Consider the following 24,363-nt stretch of genomic DNA (forward strand, 5'->3'; position numbering starts at 1 on the left):
AACATACTCAAGGGCAGTCAATTGGCTGCCCTTTCTTATTTTTAGGTTGTGAAGAAAAATCTATTCGCTTCAGTTATCTTATTGTGTATCTCTTTTACTGGATGGGCTCAAACAAAATTTGATTTTAATGCAGCCTGCTTTCAGGCTTATCAAGATATCACCAAACTAAAAACTAAAACAGGACAACTGCAAATTCAAAAACTGCAGTTACAGCAACCCGACAACTTGATTCCTGTTTTATTAGAAAACTATATTGACTTTTACACCCTATTTTTAAATGAAGACCCCTCCGATTATACCAGGCTTTTCCCTCAATTTCAAGAACGACTAGATCGAGTAGAAGCAGGCAACTCCAACTCCCCTTTTTATTTATATTCCCAAGCAGTTATTCGCATGCAGCGTGCGATGGTACAAGTTAAATTTGGAAATTTTTGGGATGCTGGTTGGGAATGCAGAAGAGCTTTTTTATTGCTGAAAGAAAACAGGAAAAAGTTTCCACAATTTAGCTTGAACGATTTATGGTTTGGGGCTTTAGAAGCAGTAATTGGAACCGTTCCAAAAGGGTTTAAATGGATTACCAATTTGTTTGGAATGAAAGGATCGCTCACAGAAGGAATGAGGAAAGTACGCAATTTCGCCAATAGCAATGATGCTACGGCAAAGCAATTCTTTAATGAATCTGCTTTTGTATATACCTATTTGCTATACTATTTCGAAAATAAGAAAGAAGAATCTCTTGGTTATATTATTCAAAAAAAACTAGACTTAGTTAATAATCATTTACATGCATTTATGGCAGCCAATCTTGCGCTAAATAATAAGGATGCAGAACGAACCAAATCAATCATACATCATTTAAATAAATCCCCAGAATATTTAAAATTGAGTGTTTGGGATTTTCAATTGGGTTATGCCCATTTATATCATTTAGAAACTACCGAAGCAATCCAATATTTTAGTGAATATACCAGTCAATTTAAAGGAAAATTTTATTTGAAAGATGTATACCAGAAAATGAGTTGGGCATATTATTTACAAGGCAACTTAAAAGAAGCAAATGCACACAAACAGTTGGCCATTTCAAAGGGATCTACTTTCTCAGATGCAGATAAAAAAGCCTTAAAAGATGCTAAATCAAAGAATTGGCCCAACAATATATTATTAAAAGCAAGGTTATTAAATGACGGAGGATATCATTTGGATGCTTTAAAACAATTTGCGGGAAAATCTTCCAACGATTTTAATAAAGAAGAAGAAAGATTAGAATTTGCCTATCGGCTTGCGAGAATATATGATGACCTCGGGAAAAAAGAGGATGCCATTAAAAACTATTTAATTGCGATAAGATTAGGCGAAAACAGAAGGGAATATTACGCAGCTAGAGCCGCATTACAGATCGGTCAAATATATGAAGAGAGAGGAGAAAAAGCTTTAGCGATAGAATACTACCAAAAATGTATTAATATGGAAGACCATGAGTACAAAGATTCATTAGATCAACGGGCCAAATCGGGCATTGCACGATGCACTGGTAATTAAGTAGTCATTTTTAGATAAAAGTCTAGTACCAAATTGAGTAAGCTTTGTTAACTTGCTGCTCTATTAAAAACAAATCCGTTGTTGCGTCAGCTAACCATACAGAATTATGCCATCATTGATGAATTGAGTATTGAGTTTGATGACAGACTCAATATTATTACCGGCGAAACAGGTGCTGGGAAAAGTATTTTGATGGGTGCTTTAAGTTTGATTTTAGGGGAACGGGCAGATACCAATGTATTGGTAAACAAAGACCGAAAATGTATTATAGAAGGTCATTTTACAGCAGGTAAAAAACAGGCAGTTCGTTCTTTTTTACAATTAAATGATTTTGAAGAACCTTCACTATCAGATGAGAGTGTAGTAATCAGAAGAGAAATAGGAAGTAATGGAAAATCAAGGGCATTTATCAATGATACTCCTGCAACCCTTCAACAATTAAAAGAGTTGGCGGGTCTATTGGTAGACTTACACCAACAGTTTGATACCCTCGAATTAGGCGATGCCGATTTTCAAAGAATGGTTATTGATGCCTTGGCGAATAATGAAAATTTATTGGCAACACACCAACAGTATTATAAAGAATGGTCTACTGTTTTAGCCAATTTTAACGATTTACAAGCACAAAAAGCGGCTTTACAAAAAGAAGCAGATTATAATCAATACCTCTGTAACGAATTAGAAGCATTAGACTTAAAAGAAAACGAATTAGAGCAATTAGAAGAAGAATTAAAATTGCTTTCGAACGCCGAAGAAATTAAAACGGTAATAGAAAAAGTAGCTTTTGAATTAGCTAGTGCAGATGAACCAATTGTTGCAAGAATAAAACAACTCAATAATAGTTTGCAATCTGTTCAAGGAATAGTAAGTGACGCTTCTATTTTATCTGATAGACTCAAAGCCAGTCAAATTGAGCTACAAGATATTGCCGATGAATTAGAACGAATCAACAATAGCATTCATTTTGATGCACAAAGAATTGAATGGGTCAATCAGCGATTAAGTGATGGATATAAACTCACCAAAAAACATGGGGTTACCACTACTGCTGAATTACTGTCCATTCAGGCTGAATTATCGAGTAAATTATTTGCAGTAATCACAATAGACGAAGCCATATTAGCCAAGCAAGTACAGGCGAACGATTTAATGCATCAGTTAAAACAAACTGCAAAACAAATTACCGCTGCACGAAACAAAGTGATTGCTCCATTTGAAGAATCGGTTAATTCACTTTTAAAGCAAGTGGGTATGCCCAATGCACAAATAAAAGTGAATATGCAAACAGTTGCATTAAACGCATATGGCGTAGAACAAATTGAGTTCTTATTTGATGCAAATAGAAGCAATAGATTCGAACCTATTCGTAAAGTTGCCAGTGGAGGAGAATTAAGCAGATTAATGCTTTGCATCAAATCTTTGGTGGCAGAATCGATTGACTTACCAACCCTTATTTTTGACGAAATAGATACCGGCATATCAGGTGAAGCTGCCAAACAAGTAGGCATTATCATGCAAGAGATGGCAGCTAAAAGACAGATTATCTGTATTACCCATCAACCGCAAATAGCTGGGAAAGCAAATGCACATTACTTTGTGTACAAAGAACAAAAAGGAGAACAGATAAAGACCAATATCAAAATATTAACAAACGACGAAAGAATCACTGTCATTGCCCAAATGCTTAGTGGGGAAAAACCTACTGCAGCAGCATTAGAGAATGCGAAAGAAATGATTCGTATATTCGGCACCTAAATCAACCCTTTATGGCTTATAATTTATTAAAAGGAAAACGTGGTATAATAACAGGCGCACTTGATGAAAACTCTATCGCTTGGAAAGTAGCAGAAAAAGCACACGAAGAAGGCGCCACATTTGTTTTAACTAATGCACCCATTGCAATGCGTATGGGTGAGATTAATAAACTTGCTGAAAAAACAGGATCTCAAATAATTCCAGCTGATGCAACCAGCACAGAAGAATTAACGAATCTATTTACCCAATCACAGGAAATCTTAGGAGGGAAAATTGATTTTGTTTTACATTCAATTGGAATGAGTGTAAATATTCGCAAAAAGATTCCCTATACAGAATCGAATTACGATTATTTCATGAAAGGCATTGATGTTTCAGCAATGTCTTTTCATAAAATGTTAGCAGTTGCCAAAAAATTGGATGCTATTAACGAATGGGGTTCGGTTGTTGCACTAACCTATATGGCCGCTCAGAGAACTTTCCCGTTCTATACAGATATGGCCGACATTAAAGCAATGTTAGAATCCATCGCAAGAAGTTTTGGATACCATTATGGATTAGAGAAAAAAGTAAGGATCAATACGGTCTCTCAGTCTCCTACTAAAACTACTGCAGGTACTGGCATTAAAGGTTTTGGAGACTTCTACGATTTTGCCAATGCAGTTGCCCCATTGGGGAATGCAAGTGCAGAAGATTGTGCTAATTATTGCATTACCTTGTTCTCTGACCTTACAAAAATGGTTACCATGCAAAATTTATTCCATGATGGTGGTTATTCAACTACAGGAGTAAGTATGGATGTTATGGAAAAACTAGGCATTGCCAATCAAGAATAATTCAACTCAATCTTAAAACAGCATTATGAATTTAGTAGACCTTTTAGGTTACTTTGGAGCATTCTTAAGCGCTATTACTTTTATGCCACAAGTATGGTTGGCATGGAAATCTAAAAGTGTAGGAGACTTAAGTATATGGATGATATTGATTGTAATTACAAGCTGTATAGTTTGGTTGATATACGCCGTTAATGTCAAGAGTGGACCTGTGTTGGCAGCCAATTTAATTGTACTGGCATTAGCACTACTACTCTTTTACTTTAAGATGACCTTTCCCCCTAAGAAATAAAGAGGCGCTTACGAATTTAGTCCGTAAGTGCTGCAGATAAAATTGGAAGAAGTAAAGAATGGCTAACTAAAACTCAGTTAGCCATTTTTATTTTAGTATTCGTCTTCGTTAAACATAAAGTCTTCCTGACTTGGATAATCAGGCCAAATGTCTTCGATGCTCTCATACACTTCCCCCTCGTCCTCTAATTCTTGAAGATTTTCTACCACTTCCAATGGCGCACCACTGCGGATAGAATAATCGATCAACTCATCCTTGGTAGCAGGCCAGGGAGCTTCTTCTAAATAACTTGCTAATTCTAATGTCCAAAACATAGTCTCGATTATTTTTGCAAAAGTAACCGTATAAATGATATATCCAAATGTGAGTTTTACCCATCTCTAAAGAAATGGTTAATTTGCTCAATAAATACTCCCTTTTCATGCTAAAAGCAACATCAATCACCAAAAAATTTGGCCCTCTATCTGTTTTAAAAGGGGTAGATATTTCAATTGAAAAGGGGGAAATCATTAGTATTGTTGGTTCATCTGGTGCAGGCAAAAGCACTTTATTACATATTTTAGGTACACTAGATAGACCAGATAGCGGTCAAATTGAAATAGCCGGGCATTTGTTAAACAGTTTATCAAGCAGTGAGTTGGCGCAGTTCAGAAACAAGCATATTGGATTTATTTTTCAATTTCACCACCTTCTGCCAGAATTTGATGCCCTAGAAAATGTATGTATTCCGGGTTGGATTGCTAATCGTTCCAGAGATCAAGTCAAACAAAAAGCAATTGAATTATTAAATTTATTAGGCCTTGGCGATCGTATACACCACAAACCCAATGAACTCTCCGGAGGAGAACAGCAGCGTGTGGCTGTTGCTAGGGCATTAATTAATGACCCCCTAATCGTATTTGCAGACGAACCTACCGGCAATTTGGATAGCACTAATGCAAGATCATTGCATGAGTTGTTTACCAAGATAAATGAAGATTTAGGAACTACCTTTTTGATTGTAACCCACAATGAAGAGCTGGCTGCATTAAGTAGCAGGGTATTACATATGCGTGACGGATTATTTGCTTAAAAAACCTAGCTAACTCTTGGCTTCCAAGGAATTTCATCAATCCCCATTTGATGCCCTAAATAACGAGAGAGCACAAATAAATAATCGCTGAGACGGTTCAAATATTTAATTACTAAGGGCTCTACAAAAATTTCTTGTTCTTGCATATTTACACAGCAACGCTCTGCCCTTCTACATACACAACGAGCAACATGGCATTGAGAAATAGCCAAATGTCCACCAGGTAATACAAAAAATTTCATCGCTGGCAACTCCTCATTCATTGCATCCATCTCCTTTTCTAAAAATACTATATCCGACTCTTTTAAATCAGGAATCTTCATCAAAGGTTCTTTATCAGGATCGCAAGCTAAGGATGATCCAACTGTAAATAAACGATCTTGAATTTCTTTCAACACCGCTTTTATATGCTCATCAGGGGTATAATCACTCACTACGCCAATCCATGAATTCAATTCATCTACGGTACCATAAGTATCAATCCTAATATGACTTTTGGGAACTTTCGTTCCACCAATTAATGAAGTCTTTCCTAAATCACCTGTTTTTGTGTAAATCTTAATAGCCATAGTCTATAACTGAGCAATGATTACAAAGCAATTGCTCAAATGTTCGGCAAATTAAGATTTTGTAGTATCGCTTTCAACTAAACCGTCACGCAATCTTACCACACGATGTGCATAAGCTGCAATATCTTCTTCATGGGTAACTAAAACCACCGTATTTCCGGCTTCTTGTAATTTTCCAAAAATCTGCATGACTTCTACTGAAGTTTTAGAATCTAAATTACCAGTAGGTTCATCGGCTAATAATATGGAGGGATTATTTACCAAGGCACGCGCAATTGCCACCCTTTGGATTTGACCACCACTCAGCTCATTTGATTTATGGTGTGATCTTTCTGCAAGACCTACCTTATCTAATGCTGCAAGGGCTCTCTCTAGTCGCTCTTTTTTAGAAACCCCTGCATAAATCAACGGAAGTGCTACGTTTTCTGCTGCACTTAATCTAGGAAGCAAATTAAATTGTTGGAATACAAATCCTATTTCTGTATTTCTTACTTCTGCTAAATCATCATCTAGCATCTTACTCACATCTTTGCCATTCAAAATATATCGGCCACCTGTTGGAGAATCTAAGCAACCTAAGATATTCATTAAAGTACTTTTACCACTACCGGAGGGCCCCATCAAAGCAACATATTCGTTCTTAAAAATATCTAGGTTAATCCCTTTTAATACAGGAATAGCCTGGTTACCCATGAAATAACTTTTCTCAATTCCTTCTAAATGTATAATTGCTTCTGTAGACATAATCCTTTATTTTTTGATAACCGTAGGTACTTTAAAGTAATGTTGGTCGTGTGACGGTGCATTTTTGAGTGCGTCCTTTGCCGTAAGGCTGTTTGTTATTTGGTCGGCTCTGAATGCGTTATTTGAATCTGCCATTATACGCAAAGGAGCTACCCCATTGGTATCTAGCGCTTGTAACTGCTGAATAAACGTCACCATTCGTTGCATATCTGCTTGATAATTGGCAACCTGCTCATCTGAAATTTCGAGCCGACTCAAATGTGCTAAGTGCTGAATCGTTTTTACACTAATTTCCATATTCCAAAAATAAGCTTAACCACTTTAAAGCGATGTGCTAAATTTTGAGTGGCAATTATTTCAAAACAGCGGTTAAAATATCGTTTGTAGATTTTTGTTTAATCTTTTTTACATCTAGCCGTAAAATATTTGTCATAAAATATTAAATTTTGGATTATTCACAAATGTTAACATAAAAATATTAGGCTAGATTAATTTTCTACTTAAATTAGTAAAACTAAATCCCCCCGAATATGCTAGTATATGTATTATTAGCAGTTTACCTTGTTTGCTTGTATTTTGCTTACAAGGGCGCTGCAGTGTCAGAGGAGTAAGATTCCCCCGAAAAACCAATGCATTCAATATCAAATTTTTCCCCTAGAAAGATTTGATATTTTTTTTGTCCATAAGGGAGTCACCGGAAAAAATTTAGCTTATCTTCGGAAAATAGTTGCATAACTAACTAATTTTGCCAAGCCATGCTTGGCGATACTTGACCATAAATAATTCAATAATGAAACGTTCAATTAAAAAAGTTGCGGTATTAGGAAGCGGTGTAATGGGTTCTAGAATTGCTTGTCATTTTGCAGGCATTGGGTTACCCGTTCTATTATTAGACATGGTTCCTGCTGCAGCAGCAGAAAGTACCAAACCTGCGGAACGCAATAAGCTAGTAAATGATGCATTAACTGCAGCAGTTAAAAGCAATCCCTCTCCTGTATTTACTAAATCTGTCATTAACAGAATCAAGACGGGAAACTTTGACGACAATATGAAAGATATTGCTGGTTGCGATTGGATCATTGAAGTGGTAGTAGAACGCTTAGATATTAAACAATTGATTTATGAGAAAGTAGAAAAATTTAGAAAGCCTGGTACATTAATCACTTCAAATACTTCAGGAATACCTATTCATATGATGGCAGAAGGTAGAAGTGATGATTTTAAAAAGCATTTCTGTGGTACTCACTTTTTTAATCCCCCACGCTATTTGCGTTTATTAGAAATTATTCCTACCCCATTTACCGATCCCGCTGTAGTAGATTTTTTAATGCATTATGGAGATGTGCATTTGGGTAAAACAACAGTACTTTGTAAAGACACACCTGCATTTATTGCCAATAGAATTGGGGTATTTAGCATCATGAGTATTTTCCATATAATGGACAAACAACAATTAAGTGTAGACGAAATAGACGCACTTACTGGTCCAATCATTGGAAGACCAAAATCAGCAACATTTAGAACAGCAGATGTGGTAGGTATTGATACATTAGTTAAAGTTGCCAAAGGAGTGGCAGATAATTGTCCTACCGATGAAGCTAAAACGATATTTACCATTCCAACATGGTTAGATACCATCACAGCAAATAACTGGCTAGGTGATAAAACAGGTCAGGGATTCTTCAAAAAAATAAAGACTGCTGCAGGTAAAGAAATTTTAACCTTGAATTTGCAAACCATGGAATATGGAGCAAGGGTTAAGCCAAAATTTGCCAGCCTCGAAGCAGCAAAACCAATTGAAGATTTAAAGCAAAGAATAAAAATGCTGAGTGCAGCCCCAGATAAAGCGGGTGAATTTTACAGAGCGTTTCATTTCTCTTTATTTTCATACATATCATTTAGAATTCCAGAAATTAGTGATGAGGTTTACCGTGTAGATGATGCAATGATGGCGGGCTTTGGATGGGAAATTGGCGCATTTGAATCATGGGATACTGTTGGTGTTGCCAAAACAGTGGAAGCCATGCAGGCGGCAGGATATGCAGTTGCACCTTGGGTAACAGAAATGATAGCAACAGGAGCTACCCATTTTTACAAAGTGGAGAATGGCAAAAGAATGTATTATGATATTGTTTCAAAATCATATAAAGCTATTCCTGGTGGAGAATCTTTCTTGATATTGAAAAATCATAGCGATAATTTAGTTTGGAAAAACAGTGCATGTAGAATGTATGATATTGGAGATGGCGTTGCAGGATTAGAATGGAGCACTAAAATGAACAGCATGGGTGGTGAGGTTTTAGAAGGTGTAAATAAAGCCATTACTAAAGCAGAAGAAAGTTTCAAAGGATTAGTTATAGCCAATGAAGGACCTAATTTTAGTGCAGGTGCTAATGTGGGTATGATCTTTATGCTTGCGATAGAGCAAGAATACGACGAATTGGATATGGCCATTCGCATGTTCCAAAACAGCATGATGCGGTTACGTTATTCTAGTGTTCCAGTTGTAACTGCACCACATGGTTTAACACTAGGAGGAGGATGCGAAATGAATTTACATGCAGACAAAGTTTGTGCAGCAGCTGAAACCTATATTGGTCTAGTTGAATTGGGCGTTGGATTAATTCCAGGTGGTGGTGGAACCAAAGAATTTGCCTTACGTGCCTCAGATGAATTGCACGAAGACGAACCAGAAACCAATACCCTTAAGAAAAGATTTTTTGCAATAGCAACCGCTAAAGTTGCTACTTCTGCACACGAAGCTTTTGATATGGGTATCTTAAGAGCTGGACAAGATGAAGTAGTTATGAATATTGGTAGAAGAATAGCAGAAGCGAAGAAATCTGTTTTAGAATTACATGAAGCAGGATACAACACACCTATTCAAAGAACAGACATAAAAGTATTAGGTCGTTCTGGGCTAGGAGCAATGCTAGCTGGAATTAATGGAATGTGGAGAGGTGGTTATGCAACAGATCATGATGCTTTAGTTGCACGCAAACTGGCTTATGTAATGTGTGGTGGAGATCTAAGTGAACAAACTTTGGTAAGTGAACAATACCTTTTAGATTTAGAAAGAGAAGCTTTTCTTAGCTTATGCGGCGAAAAGAAATCCTTAGAAAGAATACAAAGTGTACTAAAAAGTGGAAGACCAATTCGTAACTAACGAATTGAATAAACAATCCAGTTTTGTGTCTCAAAAACCCGGTTGGACTTCAGGTTCAACCGGTTTTGCATTTGTACCATATTGTAAGCATTCATTGCAGTGAAATTATGCCGAAGGTTATTTATTTTGGCAATTAAAATATACTGCACAGATAAAGACGGGTTTTCAATAACCGTAATGAAATTCTTTTGTAAAGGCATTACCAAATGATTGAGATTAGGTAAGTGCGCAATAATACCATAAGCTGCAGCGTCATCTATCAAAACTGGTCTATCTTCTGATTTGATGCTTGTAAGATACTCTGCTAAAATTTTATCCTCTGTCACCACTTTTTCTGCTGGCATTAACTTATTCTCAGTTACCATTTTCACAAAATGTTGCTCTTCAAAATCTGCAGTTTGAGAAAAATAATAAAACCCGCCAACCAATGTTAGCCCAGTGCCTGCAAGCAATATAACAGAAGTCATGAATCTATTCAGCTTTATCGTAGAAGAGAAACATAAACCAACAAAAGCAATAACTGGTATGATAATATAATACTCAGTTGTTAAGTAGTACTGAATATCAATTAAGGAAATAGATATAAAAATAAGTGGTGTTAATAGAGTCAATAATTTATACAATTTGCCTTTAAATAAAAAAAGTGCAGAAAAGAAGATAGGTGCTAGAAACAGCGTGAAAATGGGAAAAATAATTTGTGTTTGTTTATTCAAGTTATTTCCCGATCCACGCTCCATTATATTCGCTATAGAGGAAACACCAGTTACGCGCCAATTAGAATACTGACTACTTAAGAAATAAGTGGGATCTCCTGCATGCGACTGATTCAATGTTCTAAATAAAAAGATGGCAGCTAAAGGAAGCAGATATAAGATAAAATATAATGAAACAGTTCTGTTTACCAATTTACGACGCAAGGAGCGATTGTTTAGTGCCTGATAGTACTGTAAAGCCACCGGCTCTCCTTTAGCGGTTTTAATCCCCTCTAATGATACCAATACTACAAAGGGCAAGAACCCTAAAATCAACCATAAAAATTTGATTTCAGAAAAAATTAATGCGCCTAAATAAACGCTGGCAAGCGACAAATAATAAGTCGTTTGATTTTGATAATAAAAAAATAAGCTTCTGAATAATAAATAAGTAAATAAAACAATAGCAGCAATATTTCTACCACTTATTGCAGCATAAACAAATTGCGGATGAAAAAAGAATAGCACGAGTACACTAAAAAATAGGGTTCTAAAAGGCAATTCAGAATCATTGATGTCTTTCAACATAAAGAAAAATAGTGCCACCATTAATACAATAGAACCTGCAATCGGCGCAAATAAATATCCAAATGGAGTAAAAAGAATATTGATTAAATAGGAAGTGGTTGGGAAAGTAGTCCCTAAAGTCAATAAAGTATTTTCACTGTTTTCAAACAACAGCATAATTTTTTCTGCATAAAACAACCGCTCTGAATGCTCAAACCCAGCCCTATTAAAAATCCATGCCAATACCAGGTAATAAATTACCAATAGTAATGACAAAAATCTTATTCGCTGAACAGTTAACTTCATCGTGGTTCATTTACTTTGCCCGCTGCTGTAGCTGCTGCTGCGGAATGAGATACTTTAGTTAATCCATGATTGGTCTTTTCCCAATAAAATGGTTTATAAATTAACTGCCATAACCCTTTGTATGCTGCAATTGAATGCATTAACCAATAAAAAGGATTCATCAATGCAAATAAAATCAATTCATAGAATCTTCTTTTAAACACCGCAAGCATATTCACATAAATCATGAGTGTATTTCCTGCTATGAAATTGAAAATAGAGATATACAAGACCCAATCTGGAAAGAGTACTCGAACTGTTTGTAAATCAAAAACTAAATAGACTATATAAAAACCCAATAATAATGGATACAATAAAAAAGTGATCGGCGTAAACCCAACAAAGAAATTAAATCCAAAAAAACCTCTCCATCCAATTTTCTTAATCAAACGAGGAGGGTTACGCATATGTACCAGCACTGTTTGCATATACCCTTTAATCCAACGAGAACGTTGTCTAATCCAATTGAAAGGTTCATTATTGGCTTCTTCTAATGTGGTACTGTTCACCACCCCTACTTTATATCTTTTTTCAAAAACACGTACACCCAAATCGGCATCCTCTGTAACATTAAATGGATCCCATCCACCTAACTCAAGCAACTTGGCTAATTTAAAATGATTGGATGTTCCACCCAATGGAATAGGCACATCTAGTGATTGCAAACCTGGTAACATATAATCGAACCAATATGAATATTCTAATGTGAACATTCTTGTTAACAGGTTCTCATTCTTATTGAAATAATTTAAAGCCCCTTGGAGTACTACATAATCTTTTGGTAGTTTTCTAAACAAGCAAACTACTTTTTTAAGCTGATCAGAATCGGGCACGTCTTCTGCATCATAAATAGTTAGATACACACCCTTACAAAAGAATAGGCCGTAATTACAAGCTTTGGGCTTGGTTTTTGGCATATGAAACGGAACAACGATTGTTTCAAAATTGGCAGGAAAATCAAGGTCTTTAACTGCATTTAAGGTTTTATCATCGTCTTCCTCAATTAACAATTTAACATCAAGCTTACCCCGTGGATAATCTAAACTTCTTAGATTCCATATCAATTTACGAATCAGCTTATCTTCCTTATATACTGGAAGTAAGATAGTGTATACAGGTAAGGTATTATTTTGAACTGCTTTTACTTCTGCTTTCGTCACTACTTCCGTCAATTCAAATTTGGACCCTTTTAATGCAATGGATAACTTAAATACAATCGCGAACAAAAAGATAAAACTAAAGGTAAGATTGATGAAAATGAAGCTGTTTACAAAGCTAAATGTTAGAAAAAAGAAAGACAATCCAATTGCAATAAAAATAAATAGCAGTTGATAATCGGTGAAAGTGGTTAGTCCAGAGCTTTCAGGATCTTTACGCATCAAACTAAATACCGCCTCTTTAACGTAAAACTCTCCCCTTAATTTATGCACCATCCAGGTAATATCTAAGTCTGATGCAGCTACTAGTTGAATTTTAGTATTGAATTTGTTTTCTAGAATTCCCTGCAATTGTTCATCCATTGGATCTGCTACAGCTACTAATAAATTACCTCGACCATCTCGGCGCATGGGTAAATACAAGAAAGCATTTAAATGCAACAAATCACATTGCTCTACAAAAACTTCATCAATCACTTCGTTACGAACATCAACCAATGGAAATCCAGACCGTTCTAAAAATGCCACGTACGATTTTCTGGTTAAGTACCCAAAGTTGAGTGCTGCTTTTATAGGTGCATACCCAAACTCATCGGCAATCGTTTCAATTTCCGTGAGTTTGGCCGTAGTAAATAAGCCTACACTAATCATATTATTCAATACACAAACAGGCATAATTACTACGTTGGGTTAAAGCATCAATTAAATGATCTCCTGAGATTGTTTAACACGCTTTCTTACAAAGAAGAATCCTAATACCAACAATACAGCTAATCCAGCTAATAGGAAGTATTTATATTTATTCCAAAGCAATGCCATATTATTCTTATCCCCTTTATAGGTAACCAATCCGGCGTTGTCTGGAAGCTTAAAGAAGAAGTTACTTTTACCTTTACTATTAGCTATACAAACATTACTCTCAATGGCTGAATATTGGGATCCAAAACTTTTAATTACCCCTTCAAATGCATCACTGATACTAGAGTCTCCCAATGCACTGATAAGTAAAAAAGTGGAAGACCCCTGTCGAAATATTTGCGCTATTCCTGAGTTAGAAAAATCATTAATAGAATACGAAGTTTCCCCACTTATATCTTTATATAATTGGAAATCTCTATTGAATTGTACGGGCAAGTTTTTCTCAAAACTTTTAATCAATGGATCATTTCTATGCAATAAGGCAATACCATTCATATTGGTCATATCGCTCAAATTAGCCTTATCAGAAGATACTACTTGTGGAATAAATAAATAGTTTGCTGCTAAAGTAGCTGTATTCAATTGATAAATTAATTCTCCAAAAGAGGACGCTAAATAAGGAACTAAAGAAGGAGTAACAATACAACGCAATGCCTTCTTTCTAAATTCCCCTGGATAATTAAAGAAGTTATAAAACTCATTTACCTTTTCACCAGAGAAAACTAAATTAGAAGTTTTGGTATCAATGAATCCAAAGAAATTAGAAAACCCTTCCTTACAAATTCCACCCGCACCATGAAAACGCATTTCAACCACTAATGAGTTGTTCTTAGTAAGCAAATAAGGTTTCAATTCTATATCACCACTAAAACTAGTTTTATCATGTAAATCGGTACTAAATACTAAGTTGTCATTCAAATAAACGTTTAGAAATCCGCGATCTCCCTCTTTTAGCAAAGACAACATGGCTTCTAAGTGAAAAGTCAATTTCTTAGGGATCGCATTATAATCTGCCAAAGAAAATGCATAGTTGGTTTTAAGTGCTCCGATACCCTCCATGAGCTTAGGTGTACCACCTAATTCTTCTAAAGAGAACACAACTGGCAACTGATTTTTATCAAAATAAGAAGGAGCACCAGCATCCACTAACATGGTATAGGAGAAACTGGCATTGATAATCTTATAATTGGTTAAAGTATAAATGGCTTTTCTATACCCTTCCTGGTCCTTACCCGTAATGACTAAAACTTCTTGCCCATTGTCTAATAAAACATTTTTAATTAACCCCTGACCGTTTTTAAAATCAGGTAGTCTGCTTTTTATATATCCTGGTAGCTTATTGTAAGTTCCAGTGATAATCATATTACCCATAGAAGAATCAGAATCCCTAAAGTTGGTCGTAATAATTTCTTCTAAACTTCCTTTCTCTTTTAATAAAGCAAAAAGAATACCCCCACTGGTTAAATCATCTAAATCTGCATTGACAGGAGTTGCTACGGTATTGTATTCGGAAATAGTTTCTTTTAAACTATGGTTATATGTAGCCCTATCCTGTTTAACTACTTCTAAATAAGAGGAATTTCTTACAGTCACCCAAATTGCTGGATTATCCACGTCTTTACAATACTCATCAGACATAGCCATTTTAGCATCAACCCTTAACTTAATGAAACGTCCATCTTCCTGAACATATCTTTTATTTAAAGGGATTACAATTGTCATAACCGAATCAATTGCGTCCGCTACTAAACGGGTAGTATAAACAGGCTCATCTTTCAAAGAAACTGTTATTGTAGACATATCTTCCCTTAAAACCTGAGAAGGTCTAACTTGCAGAATCAAATTAGTACGATCTACATCATCTCTAGGTTGTAGTCTAATAAAGTAAGAAATGGCTCCATTAATTCCCATAATAGACTCATTTCTGTACCCCATTGCTTCCAGCGAGCGGGTTTTAAAATCCTGGGCAATAATACTTCCAGCTATTAGCAAGAAGAGTACAAGCAGGGTAGATTTTGTTTTCATGATTTCGGGTATTTAAACTAAGCCAGTTTGAATTTGAGTTTAAAATAGTTTCCAATAGTGACATTGCTTTCATAAGTTAAACTGCCGCCCATATCTTCGGTCAGCTGTTTTGCAATGGCAAATCCCAGTCCAGATTGGTTTATCGCCTCATCGGACTGATCAGGATTGGTTAACCTATTAAAATAATCATCCAATTTTTCCATTCCGATAGGGTTTTTTGTTTTATTGATTACTTCAATAATACACGCCCCATCTAGGTCATTTGCGTGAATACTAATAGATGAACCCTTTTGGATAAATCTAATAACGTTAGAAAGTAGCTTAAATAATATATGACGTAAAAATATTTTATCAATATTTACTAATATTTCGGATGGAGAAAGGTGAACTTGTATGCTTACTTGTTTAATGCTGGCAGCATCTACTAAAGCAATAGCTGCTTTTTCTACCTCTGGAATAATATCAAATTGCTCCATGAAATAGGTGATTTTACCTGTTTCATCTTCTGCAGATTCGGCCAATTTATGACTTAGGTAATGTAATTTTTCATTACCCATCGATATATAATTAAGGATATCTTTTTGGTCATTGGTAAGATTACTGCTTTTGCGATTGATTAGATCTAAAGAAATCTGATTCGCCCCAACAAAGTTTTTGAGGTCATGAATCATGATATTAATGGTATTTTGTCTATAGTCGTTCAGCTCTTTTAATCTCCTATTTGCCGCTTCAATTACGTGGTGCTGGTCGTTAATCTTTTCATTTTGCTCTAACATTCTTCTGTTAGATTCTTCAATAATGAGGTTTTTTTCTGTTTCCCTAGATACTATCTGGTAACGATTGTAGGCTATTAAAATAGAAAAAACAGAAACTAAGAAGTAAACCCCACCCCCATTAGATATTAAACTAGTATACCCTCCCGACTGATTATTGACAGAATACAGAAATATAATAATCGTAAAGGAAATGGCAGCATGCAACTGAGCAAATAAGGGTCTCCAGAATAAAATGGTATTTAAAAGGAGTACCATAACAGAAGAAAGCAAGAAATAGGGTAAAGCCCTGTAAATTGGTATAATGCCAGAAATAACAGAGACTAAAACGATATTAACCCCAACAACCAAGTTTAAAATTAGCTCATAATTCCACCTGCGCTTGGTTCCAAAAATGTAGAAAAAATAAGAAATGCTAAAAAAAATCAACCTTACCAATAATAAAAAGACCCAATCGTCCTTCATAAAAAGAACGTCTAATAGCATAAATAAAGGAAGCGAAAACATCAGCGTCCATACCGCTACATTAGAATAGTAAGCGCCCCGCTTAACTAATTCGTAAGATAGTTTTGTGCGGTCTATATTTACATAAGGAATCCGATGGTAATCGTTCATGGGTACTTATATAGAACTGGTAAAAAATTGTTTAATTTAAATAAAAACATCTTGCGAATCAACATTAAACCACTCATTTTACTCTTGGTATTGGGTTTTGGTATTAACAAAGCCCATACTCAAACCAATCAGTCAATCCGCAAAATCGCTCAATCACTGGGTCAAGGGGTAAATATCTCTTTATTAGAACAGCATTGGAACAGTCCAAGCCAACTATTAAATACTGATATTCTTCCCTTGTTAACAACAATTGCCAAGGCAGGATTTGAAACCGTTAGGCTGCCAGTGGCCTTTGATCACTTCGTGAAAGAGGGATCCAATCAATTAAACGAAGAAATATTACAAAAATTGCATGAAACGTATTTGAGTGCCAATCAACTCAACCTAAAAATGGTAATTGTATACCATTATGGTAAACTAACGAATGAAAACTATACTGCAGAAACAGAAAAAATAATCAAATTTTGGAAGCAGGTAATAGCTGATACTAGGCATTTTTCTACTGAGAACCTGTTTCTTGAATTATATAACGAGCCTACTACCGATATGGATATCTGGAAATCGACTGCCACTACATTGGTTAGGGAATTAAGAAAAGAGGACCCAGATCGAATTTTTATCATTGGGGGAGCTAATTACAACGGGATTAATGAATTACTAAATATGGGAAAACTGAGTACTGATGATGGCAAATTGCTCTATACTTTCCACTTTTACGAACCATATATCTTTACGCACCAAGGGGCCGATTGGACTCCAGAGAAAACGTATATGGTAGGAATTCCCTATCCGTATAAAAAAAGAAAAATGCCCAAACTAAAAGGGGTAGCCCCAGACGCTATAGTAAAAAAAGAGTTTGAACGTTTTCCAAGAGAAGCCAATTTTGCCTACTTGTACAATCGGATTAAAAGAATAAAAGGAGAAGCTGATAAGCTAAAAATACCGCTTATCTGTACAGAAACGGGCGTTATCAATTTGGCAGCAGATAAAGCAAAAAGCAAGTACCTTAGTGATATTACAGATATAATGAATTCATTTGACATCCCAGTTATGTTATGGGACTATAATGACAAGTTCAGTATTCTAAAAAATGGTAAAGTGATAAAACAGTTGAATGGCTGGTTAAAAGATTAATTTAAAAAAGCAATATGGAAACAGTTTTGCAATTAGATGGGGTAAGTAAAACTTACGGTAAGGTAAAAGCTTTAAAACAAGTTTCGCTCTCTATACCTAAAGGAAGCGTATTTGGTATTCTTGGACCTAATGGAAGTGGCAAAACCACCATGATGAGTATTGTACTTGATGTACTAAGTGCAGATACTGGAACCTATAGCTGGTTTAATCAACCCCCCAATGCAGAAGCAAGAAAAAGAATAGGGTCATTATTGGAAACCCCAAATTTTTATCATTATTTATCAGCAGTTGACAACTTAAAAATTACTTCTGCAATTAGTGGCAGAGGAAATAATCAAGCGATTGATGAAGTCCTAGAAATAGTGAAATTAACCGAACGCAAAAAGAGTAAGTTTAGCACCTATAGTTTAGGGATGAAGCAAAGATTAGCCATTGCAGGTGCCCTTTTAGGTAATCCAGAAGTGTTATTATTAGACGAGCCCACCAATGGATTAGATCCCGTTGGCATACTAGAAATTAGAGAGTTAATCAAAAAGCTGGCGGGGAGAGGTATTACCATAATAATTGCTAGCCACTTATTAGATGAGGTTGAAAAAATTTGTACGCATGTTGCCATCTTAAAGAAAGGGGATTTATTAACTAGTGGGCCAGTTGATGAAGTATTAAGTAACGAAGACATTGTTGAAATAGCTGCAGCAGATATGCAAGCACTAAGGGATTGTATTGGAGATATGCCCAATATATCGGCTATAAAAGAAGAAAACCAACGGATGCAGATTCATTTTCCTGCAGGTAGTGCCAATATGGAAGCAGTCAATCAATTCTGTTTTAATAGAGGGATAACATTGAATTTATTATTGAATAAAAAACAGCGACTAGAATCTAAGTTTTTTGAATTAACCAACGACTAAACTAAATTATATGGGTTTGCTTTTAAAAATAGAATGGTTGAAAATAAAAAAGTATCCAGCATTTTGGTGGATGCTGGTTATCGTAATGCTAACCTACCCTAGCATCAACTACATGTTTTATAATGTGTACACTAATTTTACAAAAGGAAAGGAAATGACTAATAATATTGCGAAAATGCTATTAGGCAATCCATTCGCTTTTCCAGAAACATTTCATACCGTTGCTTATTTTTCTTCCTTTTTTGTATTACTACCTGCCATACTGGTCATAATGCTTATTACGAATGAGTACAATTACCGTACCCACAAACAAAATATAATTGATGGTTGGAGCAGAAAAGAATTCATGGGCAGCAAACTCATTGATGTGGCAATTATTTCGTTTGTGGTAATGACAGTATATATGCTTGTAGCGCTTTCATTTGGTATATATGCCGATCCAGATAATATTGGTAGAATAGGGGAACAGTTACACTATATACCCATGTTTTTTTTACAAACATTTGCCCAATTATCAATTGCCTTTTTGTTAGGCTATTTAGTTAAAAAAGCCTTCATAGCATTAGGAATATTCTTATTTTATTATTTAGTGGTAGAAAATATATTGGTGGCTTATTTAAAATATAAAAAAATTCCGATTACCCGATTTTTACCATTTGAAGTCTCAGATAATATTTTAGTTACACCAGCATTTACTGGCAACTTTGGAAAAGATGCAAAAGAAGGATATGAATTAGCGCTAACATTGGTAGGAGAGCAAGTAATTTACACTTGCATTTACACCATCATCATCTGGGTTATTTGCTTTAAAGTTCACAGCAAAAGAGATTTAGCATAATTGTTCAAGCGCTGCATCAATGGTGGGATATTGAAAGTTATATCCCGCCTGCATAATCTTATTACTGCTAACGGTAGCACTTTTAAGTACTTCAATACTCATCTCGCCTAAAACGATTTTTAATACAAAGGCAGGAACATAAAATGGTATATAAAAAGAGCCACTTAACTTTTTAGCCAATGCAATTGTAAGTGTTTTATTACTTACAGGATTAGGAGCAACTGCGTTGTATACGCCATTCATGTTTTCATTTTCAATGGCATAAATGTATTGGTTGCACAAGTCGTCTTCATGAATCCAACTAATCATTTGATTGCCCGAACCCAAAATGGCCGCTGTTTTAAAAAGTAAAGGCTTTTTAAATTCTACTAGGGCTCCGCCTGCATTACTTAATACAATCCCTGTCCTTAAAATAACCAATCGCTTACCTAATGAAGCAACAGGAGCTATACTTTCTTCCCAAGATTTACAAGTATTTCCTAAAAAATCAGGGAAAGGATTGGCCTCTTCAGTAAATCCATGAGAAGGCAAATCTGCACTCTCATCTGGCCCATACCACCCAATGGCAGAGGCACTAACTACAGCTTTAACTTGATTAGGTATAGACGACAAGGCTTTTACAATAAGGGCACAACTATTAATTCTACTATTGGCTATTTCTTTTTTTCGTTCAGCAGACCAACGCTGATCTGCCACACCTGCTCCAGCCAAATGAATGATATAATCAGCAGCTTTAATGGCTGACTCATCAATGGTTTGCGCATCAATATCCCATTTTGCGTAACTAAGCTTTGCTTGATTTTTTGTAACCGATGTCCGATTGGAGGCTCCTCCCCTTCCCATAACAATAACTGAGTACCCTTTCTCTAATAACAATGTTGTTAAACGCCTTCCCACTGTACCTGTACCACCTGTAATCAGTATTGTTGCCATAGTATATGCTTTATATAATAACAAATGTAATGGCTAAAAGTTGCACCACTAAAAGAACCTATATAATATATAAATTAGTTAAATTAGGCAATGTCTACAACCAATCTATTACCAATTACGCTTAGCATAGCTAATGAATCAGATAGAGAAAAGATTTATCAAATTCGGCATGAAATTTATGCGAATGAACTGAATCAACATAGTGGTAATCACCAACAACAATTATGCGACTTTCTAGACAAAGAGAATTTTTATATAGTTGCAAAAGACCATGAACAAATAGTAGGATTTATTAGTATCACCACACCGAGTTCAACAAATTATTCAGTAGACAAATACTTTCCACGAACAGCAGTCCCATTTTCATTTGATGAATACCTGTATGAAATTCGATTATTGTCGGTGATTAAACAAAAACGATATGCGCCAATTGCTTTAGCATTAATGTATGCAGCATTCAGATGGGTTCAATCGCATGGAGGCAAATATATTGTTGCTATTTGTAGGGAAGACCTTTTAGCAATGTATCAAAAAGCAGGTTTACAACCATTGCAAGAAAAAGTTTTATCAGGTAAAGTAACTTATGTTTTATCAGTCGCAACTATCGCTTTTTTACAAGAAAAAATAAATACCCAAAAAAGCATTTATACCACTTTGCAAAAAAAAATAAATTGGAAACTACCTTATCTATTTTTTGCTCCATCTCCCTGTTATCATGGAGGTTCTTTTTTTGAAGCTATTGGAGAAGATTTACAAAGTATAGAAAAAGCCAAAGAAATTATTAATGCAGATGTTTTAGATGCATGGTTTACGCCTTCCCCAAAAATGTTACAAGCCCTACAATCACAGCTACCATTTTTGCTTCAAACTTCCCCGCCTACGCATGCAGAAGGATTAAAAAAAGTTATTGCAGAGACGAGGGGGGTTCAATCAACACAAATTTTACCTGGTGCGGGATCATCTGATTTGATTTTCCTTGCCCTCACAGGTTTATTGACAAAAGAGTCTAAAGTACTTATTATTGATCCCTGTTATGGAGAGTATATTCATGTGCTAGAAAAAGTAATACAATGTGAAGTAAATAGATTTAACCTTTACCGAGAAGAAGGATTTATTATTAACACCCATGCATTATTGAATGAGATAAACAATGGGTATGATATGGTGATTTTGGTAAACCCCAATAGCCCCACAGGAGTGTATTGCTCCAAACACAAAATGGAAGCAATGCTTTCACAAGTTTCAGCACAAACATTTGTATGGATAGATGAAACATACATTGAGTATGTAGGACAAAACGAATCCCTCGAACAATTTGCCTGTAAAACAAATAATGTAATTATTTGTAAATCTATGAGCAAGACCTATGCACTGAGCGGAGTAAGAGCTGCCTATTTATGCTGCGCATCCCCAATTATAGAGAATATTCAATAATACGCTCCACCATGGGCTGTTAGCTTACCAGCGCAAGCAGCTGCAATTGCTGCGCTACAAGACACTACCTATTATCAACAGAAATACCTAGAAACAAATGAACTAAGAGAATCATTAAAAAAAGGTTTAGAACAATTAGGTATCACACAAATTATTGATGGAGTTGCCAACTTTATCTTATTTTATTTGCCAACCAATACTTTATCAACATCGGAACTCATTGAAGTATGTAAAAGCAAAGGATTATATCTAAGAGACGTAAGTAATATGGGAAAAAATATTCAGCAAAATGCAATAAGAATTGCAGTTAAAGATCAGGCAAGTAATGAACGTATGTTATCAATTATTAAAGAATCATTGCATAAAAAAGCCCCACTCTTTTGAGCGGGGCATCCGAAATATAATGGTTGAGTTAGTCTACAAAAATTTAATCGGGTTTCTTTCCATCTAAGAAAGTATTCAATGTATTTATTTGCGTTTGGTTGTTTTCATCTTTACCCACAGTGTATTTACTATAAAAGTTTTCTACCGATGTAAGGGTATTTCCAAACAATTCCATATTTCGTCTAACATAAGCTGGAACAGCATCAAATTCTCCATTCATATCAGCAGTGTTATTTACATTAAAAGACAGATTGCGCAACTTCTGAATACGTTCTGCTGCCCTTCTTTTTTGATCTTCTACATCATCCATATAATCTCCTGCACCATTTAATTCAGGTGAAGTAGGTACTGATGAAACAGGCGTATTGTAGCCTTCTGGCTTTTCAACTAATTGCATGTCGAATATATTTTCTTCTTCAGCAATCGGTTCGGGCTGCACTGATTCTTTTGGTGTTTCAGAAACAGCGCCACTTGCGTAAATATTAGTTGGTTTATTTAAAACACTTGCAGAAATACTTGAATGAATAGCCGTAGGAATTGGTTCAATTTCTTCTTGCTCGTCAAACAAATGAACTTCAGGAGGACCTTGTAAAGTTGGCATCAATTCTAGTTCTGCCTCTGTAATAGCAGGAGTTTCCATATATACCCCCATTGGTGGAGTAGCTTCTACTATTGGCTCTAATTCAGCAATAACAGGCACTTCATCTTGTTGGCTAGGAGGAGCAATATCAAACACAATTGTTTGAGGTGCTGCTTGTGTTGCAGGTGCTGCGTTTGATGCGGATGCTGCTGGCGATTCGGTGGTTGCGGTAATAACACTTGAATTAATTGCAGGATGCTCAACTTTTAAAGTCATTACAATTTTTTCAGGCTTTGCTTCTTGCTTTTTTTCAGCAACTGGTTTGGCAAATGGGTCTTTATGTTCAAAACCAGTAGCAACTAAAGTAATACCGATTTTTTTATCTAAAGAAGCATCATAACCCATACCAACAATTACATCTGCGTCATCACCTGCTTGTAAACGCAAATGATTATTGATGATTTCCAATTCATCCATTGTACACTCGTGTTCACCTTCCGCACTATTAATATTGATTAAAATCCACTTAGCTCCTTTGATATCACTATCATTCAATAATGGAGAAGACAAAGCTTCTTCAATAGCTATTTGTGCTCTATTCTCACCTTCTACTTCTGCCTTACCTAAAATTGCTACACCACCGTTTTTCATTACGGTACATACATCGGCAAAGTCTACAATAATATGACCACGACTATTAATTACATCAGTAATACATTTTGCAGCAGTAGCCAATACATTATCCGCTTTTGCAAAGGCTTCTCTCATTTTAAGATTACCGTATTGCATACGCAACTTATCATTGCTTATAACCAATAAAGTATCTACATATGGCTCTAAAGCCTTAATACCTTCTTCTGCTTGCAACTGTCTGCGCGGACCTTCAAAACCAAAAGGAGTGGTTACAATCCCAACGGTTAAAATTCCTAAGTCTTTACAGATTTGAGCAATGATAGGAGCACCACCGGTTCCAGTTCCACCACCCATACCAACTGTAATGAATGCCATTTTGGTATTCACTTCTAGTATGCGTTTAATTTCATCTAATGACTCTTCGGTTGCGCGCTTACCCACTTCAGGATTTGCACCAGCACCCAAGCCTTGCGTTAAGTGTGGTCCTAACTGAATTTTATTCGGAACTTTACTTTGTTCAATTGCTTTTGCGTCGGTATTACAGATGATAAAGTCAACACCTTCAATATCTTGTTCGAACATGAAGTTTACAGCGTTGCTTCCACCTCCGCCAACACCCAATACTTTGATAATGGATGATTTTTGCTTAGGAAGATCAAAATGAATCATAGTG

At 35.6% G+C, this 24,363-nt stretch carries 19 protein-coding genes and 1 pseudogene; 10 read left to right on the plus strand and 10 right to left on the minus strand.

Annotation, left to right across the window (positions count from 1 at the left end; genetic code table 11):
• The first annotated feature begins 48 nt into the window (after positions 1–48).
• The 4 genes from ACTIEI_RS13310 to ACTIEI_RS13325 all read left to right on the plus strand — a co-directional run bounded on the left by ACTIEI_RS13310 (position 49) and on the right by ACTIEI_RS13325 (position 4,419).
• Positions 49–1,539: a tetratricopeptide repeat protein gene (locus ACTIEI_RS13310; RefSeq protein ID WP_439506785.1), complete on the plus strand. Its 1,491-nt coding sequence runs from the start codon at positions 49–51 to the stop codon at positions 1,537–1,539.
• A 78-nt stretch (positions 1,540–1,617) separates the two neighbouring features.
• A complete protein-coding gene (gene recN, locus ACTIEI_RS13315) occupies positions 1,618–3,294 on the plus strand; it encodes a DNA repair protein RecN (protein ID WP_439506786.1) in 1,677 nt (558 codons plus the stop codon).
• An 11-nt stretch (positions 3,295–3,305) separates the two neighbouring features.
• Positions 3,306–4,130 carry an enoyl-ACP reductase FabI gene (locus ACTIEI_RS13320; protein ID WP_295186693.1) on the plus strand — a complete coding sequence of 275 codons (825 nt, stop codon included), beginning with the start codon at positions 3,306–3,308 and terminating at the stop codon, positions 4,128–4,130.
• A gap of 25 nt (positions 4,131–4,155) precedes the next feature.
• Positions 4,156–4,419, plus strand: a complete 264-nt coding sequence (locus tag ACTIEI_RS13325; RefSeq protein ID WP_439506787.1) for a SemiSWEET family sugar transporter — start codon at positions 4,156–4,158, stop codon at positions 4,417–4,419.
• 92 nt (positions 4,420–4,511) lie between these two features.
• Here the strand turns inward: ACTIEI_RS13325 and ACTIEI_RS13330 are convergent, their stop codons facing one another.
• Positions 4,512–4,733: a DUF2795 domain-containing protein gene (locus ACTIEI_RS13330; protein WP_026751298.1), complete on the minus strand. Its 222-nt coding sequence runs from the start codon at positions 4,731–4,733 to the stop codon at positions 4,512–4,514.
• A 107-nt stretch (positions 4,734–4,840) separates the two neighbouring features.
• On the opposite strand from ACTIEI_RS13330, the gene ACTIEI_RS13335 reads away from it, so the two are divergent.
• Positions 4,841–5,491: an ABC transporter ATP-binding protein gene (locus tag ACTIEI_RS13335; protein WP_439506788.1), complete on the plus strand. Its 651-nt coding sequence runs from the start codon at positions 4,841–4,843 to the stop codon at positions 5,489–5,491.
• Between the two features lie 5 nt (positions 5,492–5,496).
• On the opposite strand, the gene ACTIEI_RS13340 is transcribed toward ACTIEI_RS13335, so the two are convergent.
• From ACTIEI_RS13340 to gatC, 3 genes are read right to left on the minus strand one after another with little or no spacing between them, the layout of a single operon-like run.
• A complete protein-coding gene (locus ACTIEI_RS13340) occupies positions 5,497–6,060 on the minus strand; it encodes a cob(I)yrinic acid a,c-diamide adenosyltransferase (RefSeq protein ID WP_439506789.1) in 564 nt (187 codons plus the stop codon).
• Between the two features lie 51 nt (positions 6,061–6,111).
• Positions 6,112–6,804, minus strand: a complete 693-nt coding sequence (locus ACTIEI_RS13345) for an ABC transporter ATP-binding protein (RefSeq protein ID WP_439506790.1) — start codon at positions 6,802–6,804, stop codon at positions 6,112–6,114.
• Positions 6,805–6,810: 6 nt separating this feature from the next.
• The gene (gatC, locus tag ACTIEI_RS13350; RefSeq protein ID WP_439506791.1) at positions 6,811–7,101 is read right to left on the minus strand and encodes an Asp-tRNA(Asn)/Glu-tRNA(Gln) amidotransferase subunit GatC; all 291 of its coding nucleotides are present in this window, start codon (positions 7,099–7,101) and stop codon (positions 6,811–6,813) included.
• A 493-nt stretch (positions 7,102–7,594) separates the two neighbouring features.
• Between gatC and ACTIEI_RS13355 the strand changes: the two genes are divergently transcribed.
• Positions 7,595–9,970: a 3-hydroxyacyl-CoA dehydrogenase/enoyl-CoA hydratase family protein gene (locus tag ACTIEI_RS13355; protein WP_439506792.1), complete on the plus strand. Its 2,376-nt coding sequence runs from the start codon at positions 7,595–7,597 to the stop codon at positions 9,968–9,970.
• Here ACTIEI_RS13355 and ACTIEI_RS13360 read toward each other — a convergent pair.
• From ACTIEI_RS13360 to ACTIEI_RS13375, 4 genes are read right to left on the minus strand one after another with little or no spacing between them, the layout of a single operon-like run.
• Positions 9,967–11,535, minus strand: a complete 1,569-nt coding sequence (locus ACTIEI_RS13360; RefSeq protein ID WP_439506793.1) for a hypothetical protein — start codon at positions 11,533–11,535, stop codon at positions 9,967–9,969. The genes ACTIEI_RS13355 and ACTIEI_RS13360 overlap by 4 nt on opposite strands.
• The gene (locus ACTIEI_RS13365; RefSeq protein WP_439506794.1) at positions 11,532–13,406 is read right to left on the minus strand and encodes a glycosyltransferase family 2 protein; all 1,875 of its coding nucleotides are present in this window, start codon (positions 13,404–13,406) and stop codon (positions 11,532–11,534) included. Before ACTIEI_RS13365 ends, ACTIEI_RS13360 begins: the two co-directional genes overlap by 4 nt.
• 27 nt (positions 13,407–13,433) lie before the next feature.
• Entirely contained in the window at positions 13,434–15,455 is a 2,022-nt protein-coding gene (locus ACTIEI_RS13370; protein WP_439506795.1) for a cellulose biosynthesis cyclic di-GMP-binding regulatory protein BcsB, read from the minus strand.
• 17 nt (positions 15,456–15,472) lie between these two features.
• A complete protein-coding gene (locus ACTIEI_RS13375; protein WP_439506796.1) occupies positions 15,473–16,843 on the minus strand; it encodes a sensor histidine kinase in 1,371 nt (456 codons plus the stop codon).
• 51 nt (positions 16,844–16,894) lie between these two features.
• On the opposite strand from ACTIEI_RS13375, the gene ACTIEI_RS13380 reads away from it, so the two are divergent.
• Genes ACTIEI_RS13380 through ACTIEI_RS13390 form a run of 3 tightly spaced genes read left to right on the plus strand, consistent with a single transcriptional unit; the run spans position 16,895 to position 19,726 of the window.
• A complete protein-coding gene (locus ACTIEI_RS13380; RefSeq protein WP_439506797.1) occupies positions 16,895–17,977 on the plus strand; it encodes a glycoside hydrolase family 5 protein in 1,083 nt (360 codons plus the stop codon).
• Between the two features lie 14 nt (positions 17,978–17,991).
• Entirely contained in the window at positions 17,992–18,888 is an 897-nt protein-coding gene (locus ACTIEI_RS13385; protein ID WP_439506798.1) for an ABC transporter ATP-binding protein, read from the plus strand.
• A gap of 10 nt (positions 18,889–18,898) precedes the next feature.
• Positions 18,899–19,726 (plus strand): ABC transporter permease, encoded by an 828-nt coding sequence (locus tag ACTIEI_RS13390; protein WP_439506799.1) that lies wholly within the window; start codon positions 18,899–18,901, stop codon positions 19,724–19,726.
• Here ACTIEI_RS13390 and ACTIEI_RS13395 read toward each other — a convergent pair.
• The gene (locus tag ACTIEI_RS13395; RefSeq protein WP_439506800.1) at positions 19,718–20,659 is read right to left on the minus strand and encodes a TIGR01777 family oxidoreductase; all 942 of its coding nucleotides are present in this window, start codon (positions 20,657–20,659) and stop codon (positions 19,718–19,720) included. The two genes, ACTIEI_RS13390 and ACTIEI_RS13395, sit on opposite strands and share 9 nt — an antisense overlap.
• A gap of 90 nt (positions 20,660–20,749) precedes the next feature.
• On the opposite strand from ACTIEI_RS13395, the pseudogene ACTIEI_RS13400 reads away from it, so the two are divergent.
• Positions 20,750–22,477, plus strand: a pseudogene (locus ACTIEI_RS13400) (aminotransferase class I/II-fold pyridoxal phosphate-dependent enzyme).
• 43 nt (positions 22,478–22,520) lie between these two features.
• Here ACTIEI_RS13400 and ftsZ read toward each other — a convergent pair.
• Positions 22,521–24,359: a cell division protein FtsZ gene (gene ftsZ, locus ACTIEI_RS13405; RefSeq protein ID WP_439506801.1), complete on the minus strand. Its 1,839-nt coding sequence runs from the start codon at positions 24,357–24,359 to the stop codon at positions 22,521–22,523.
• Positions 24,360–24,363: the final 4 nt, after the last annotated feature.

The sequence above is a fragment of the Sediminibacterium sp. genome (genome assembly GCF_051860225.1).
Lineage (GTDB): Bacteria > Bacteroidota > Bacteroidia > Chitinophagales > Chitinophagaceae > Sediminibacterium.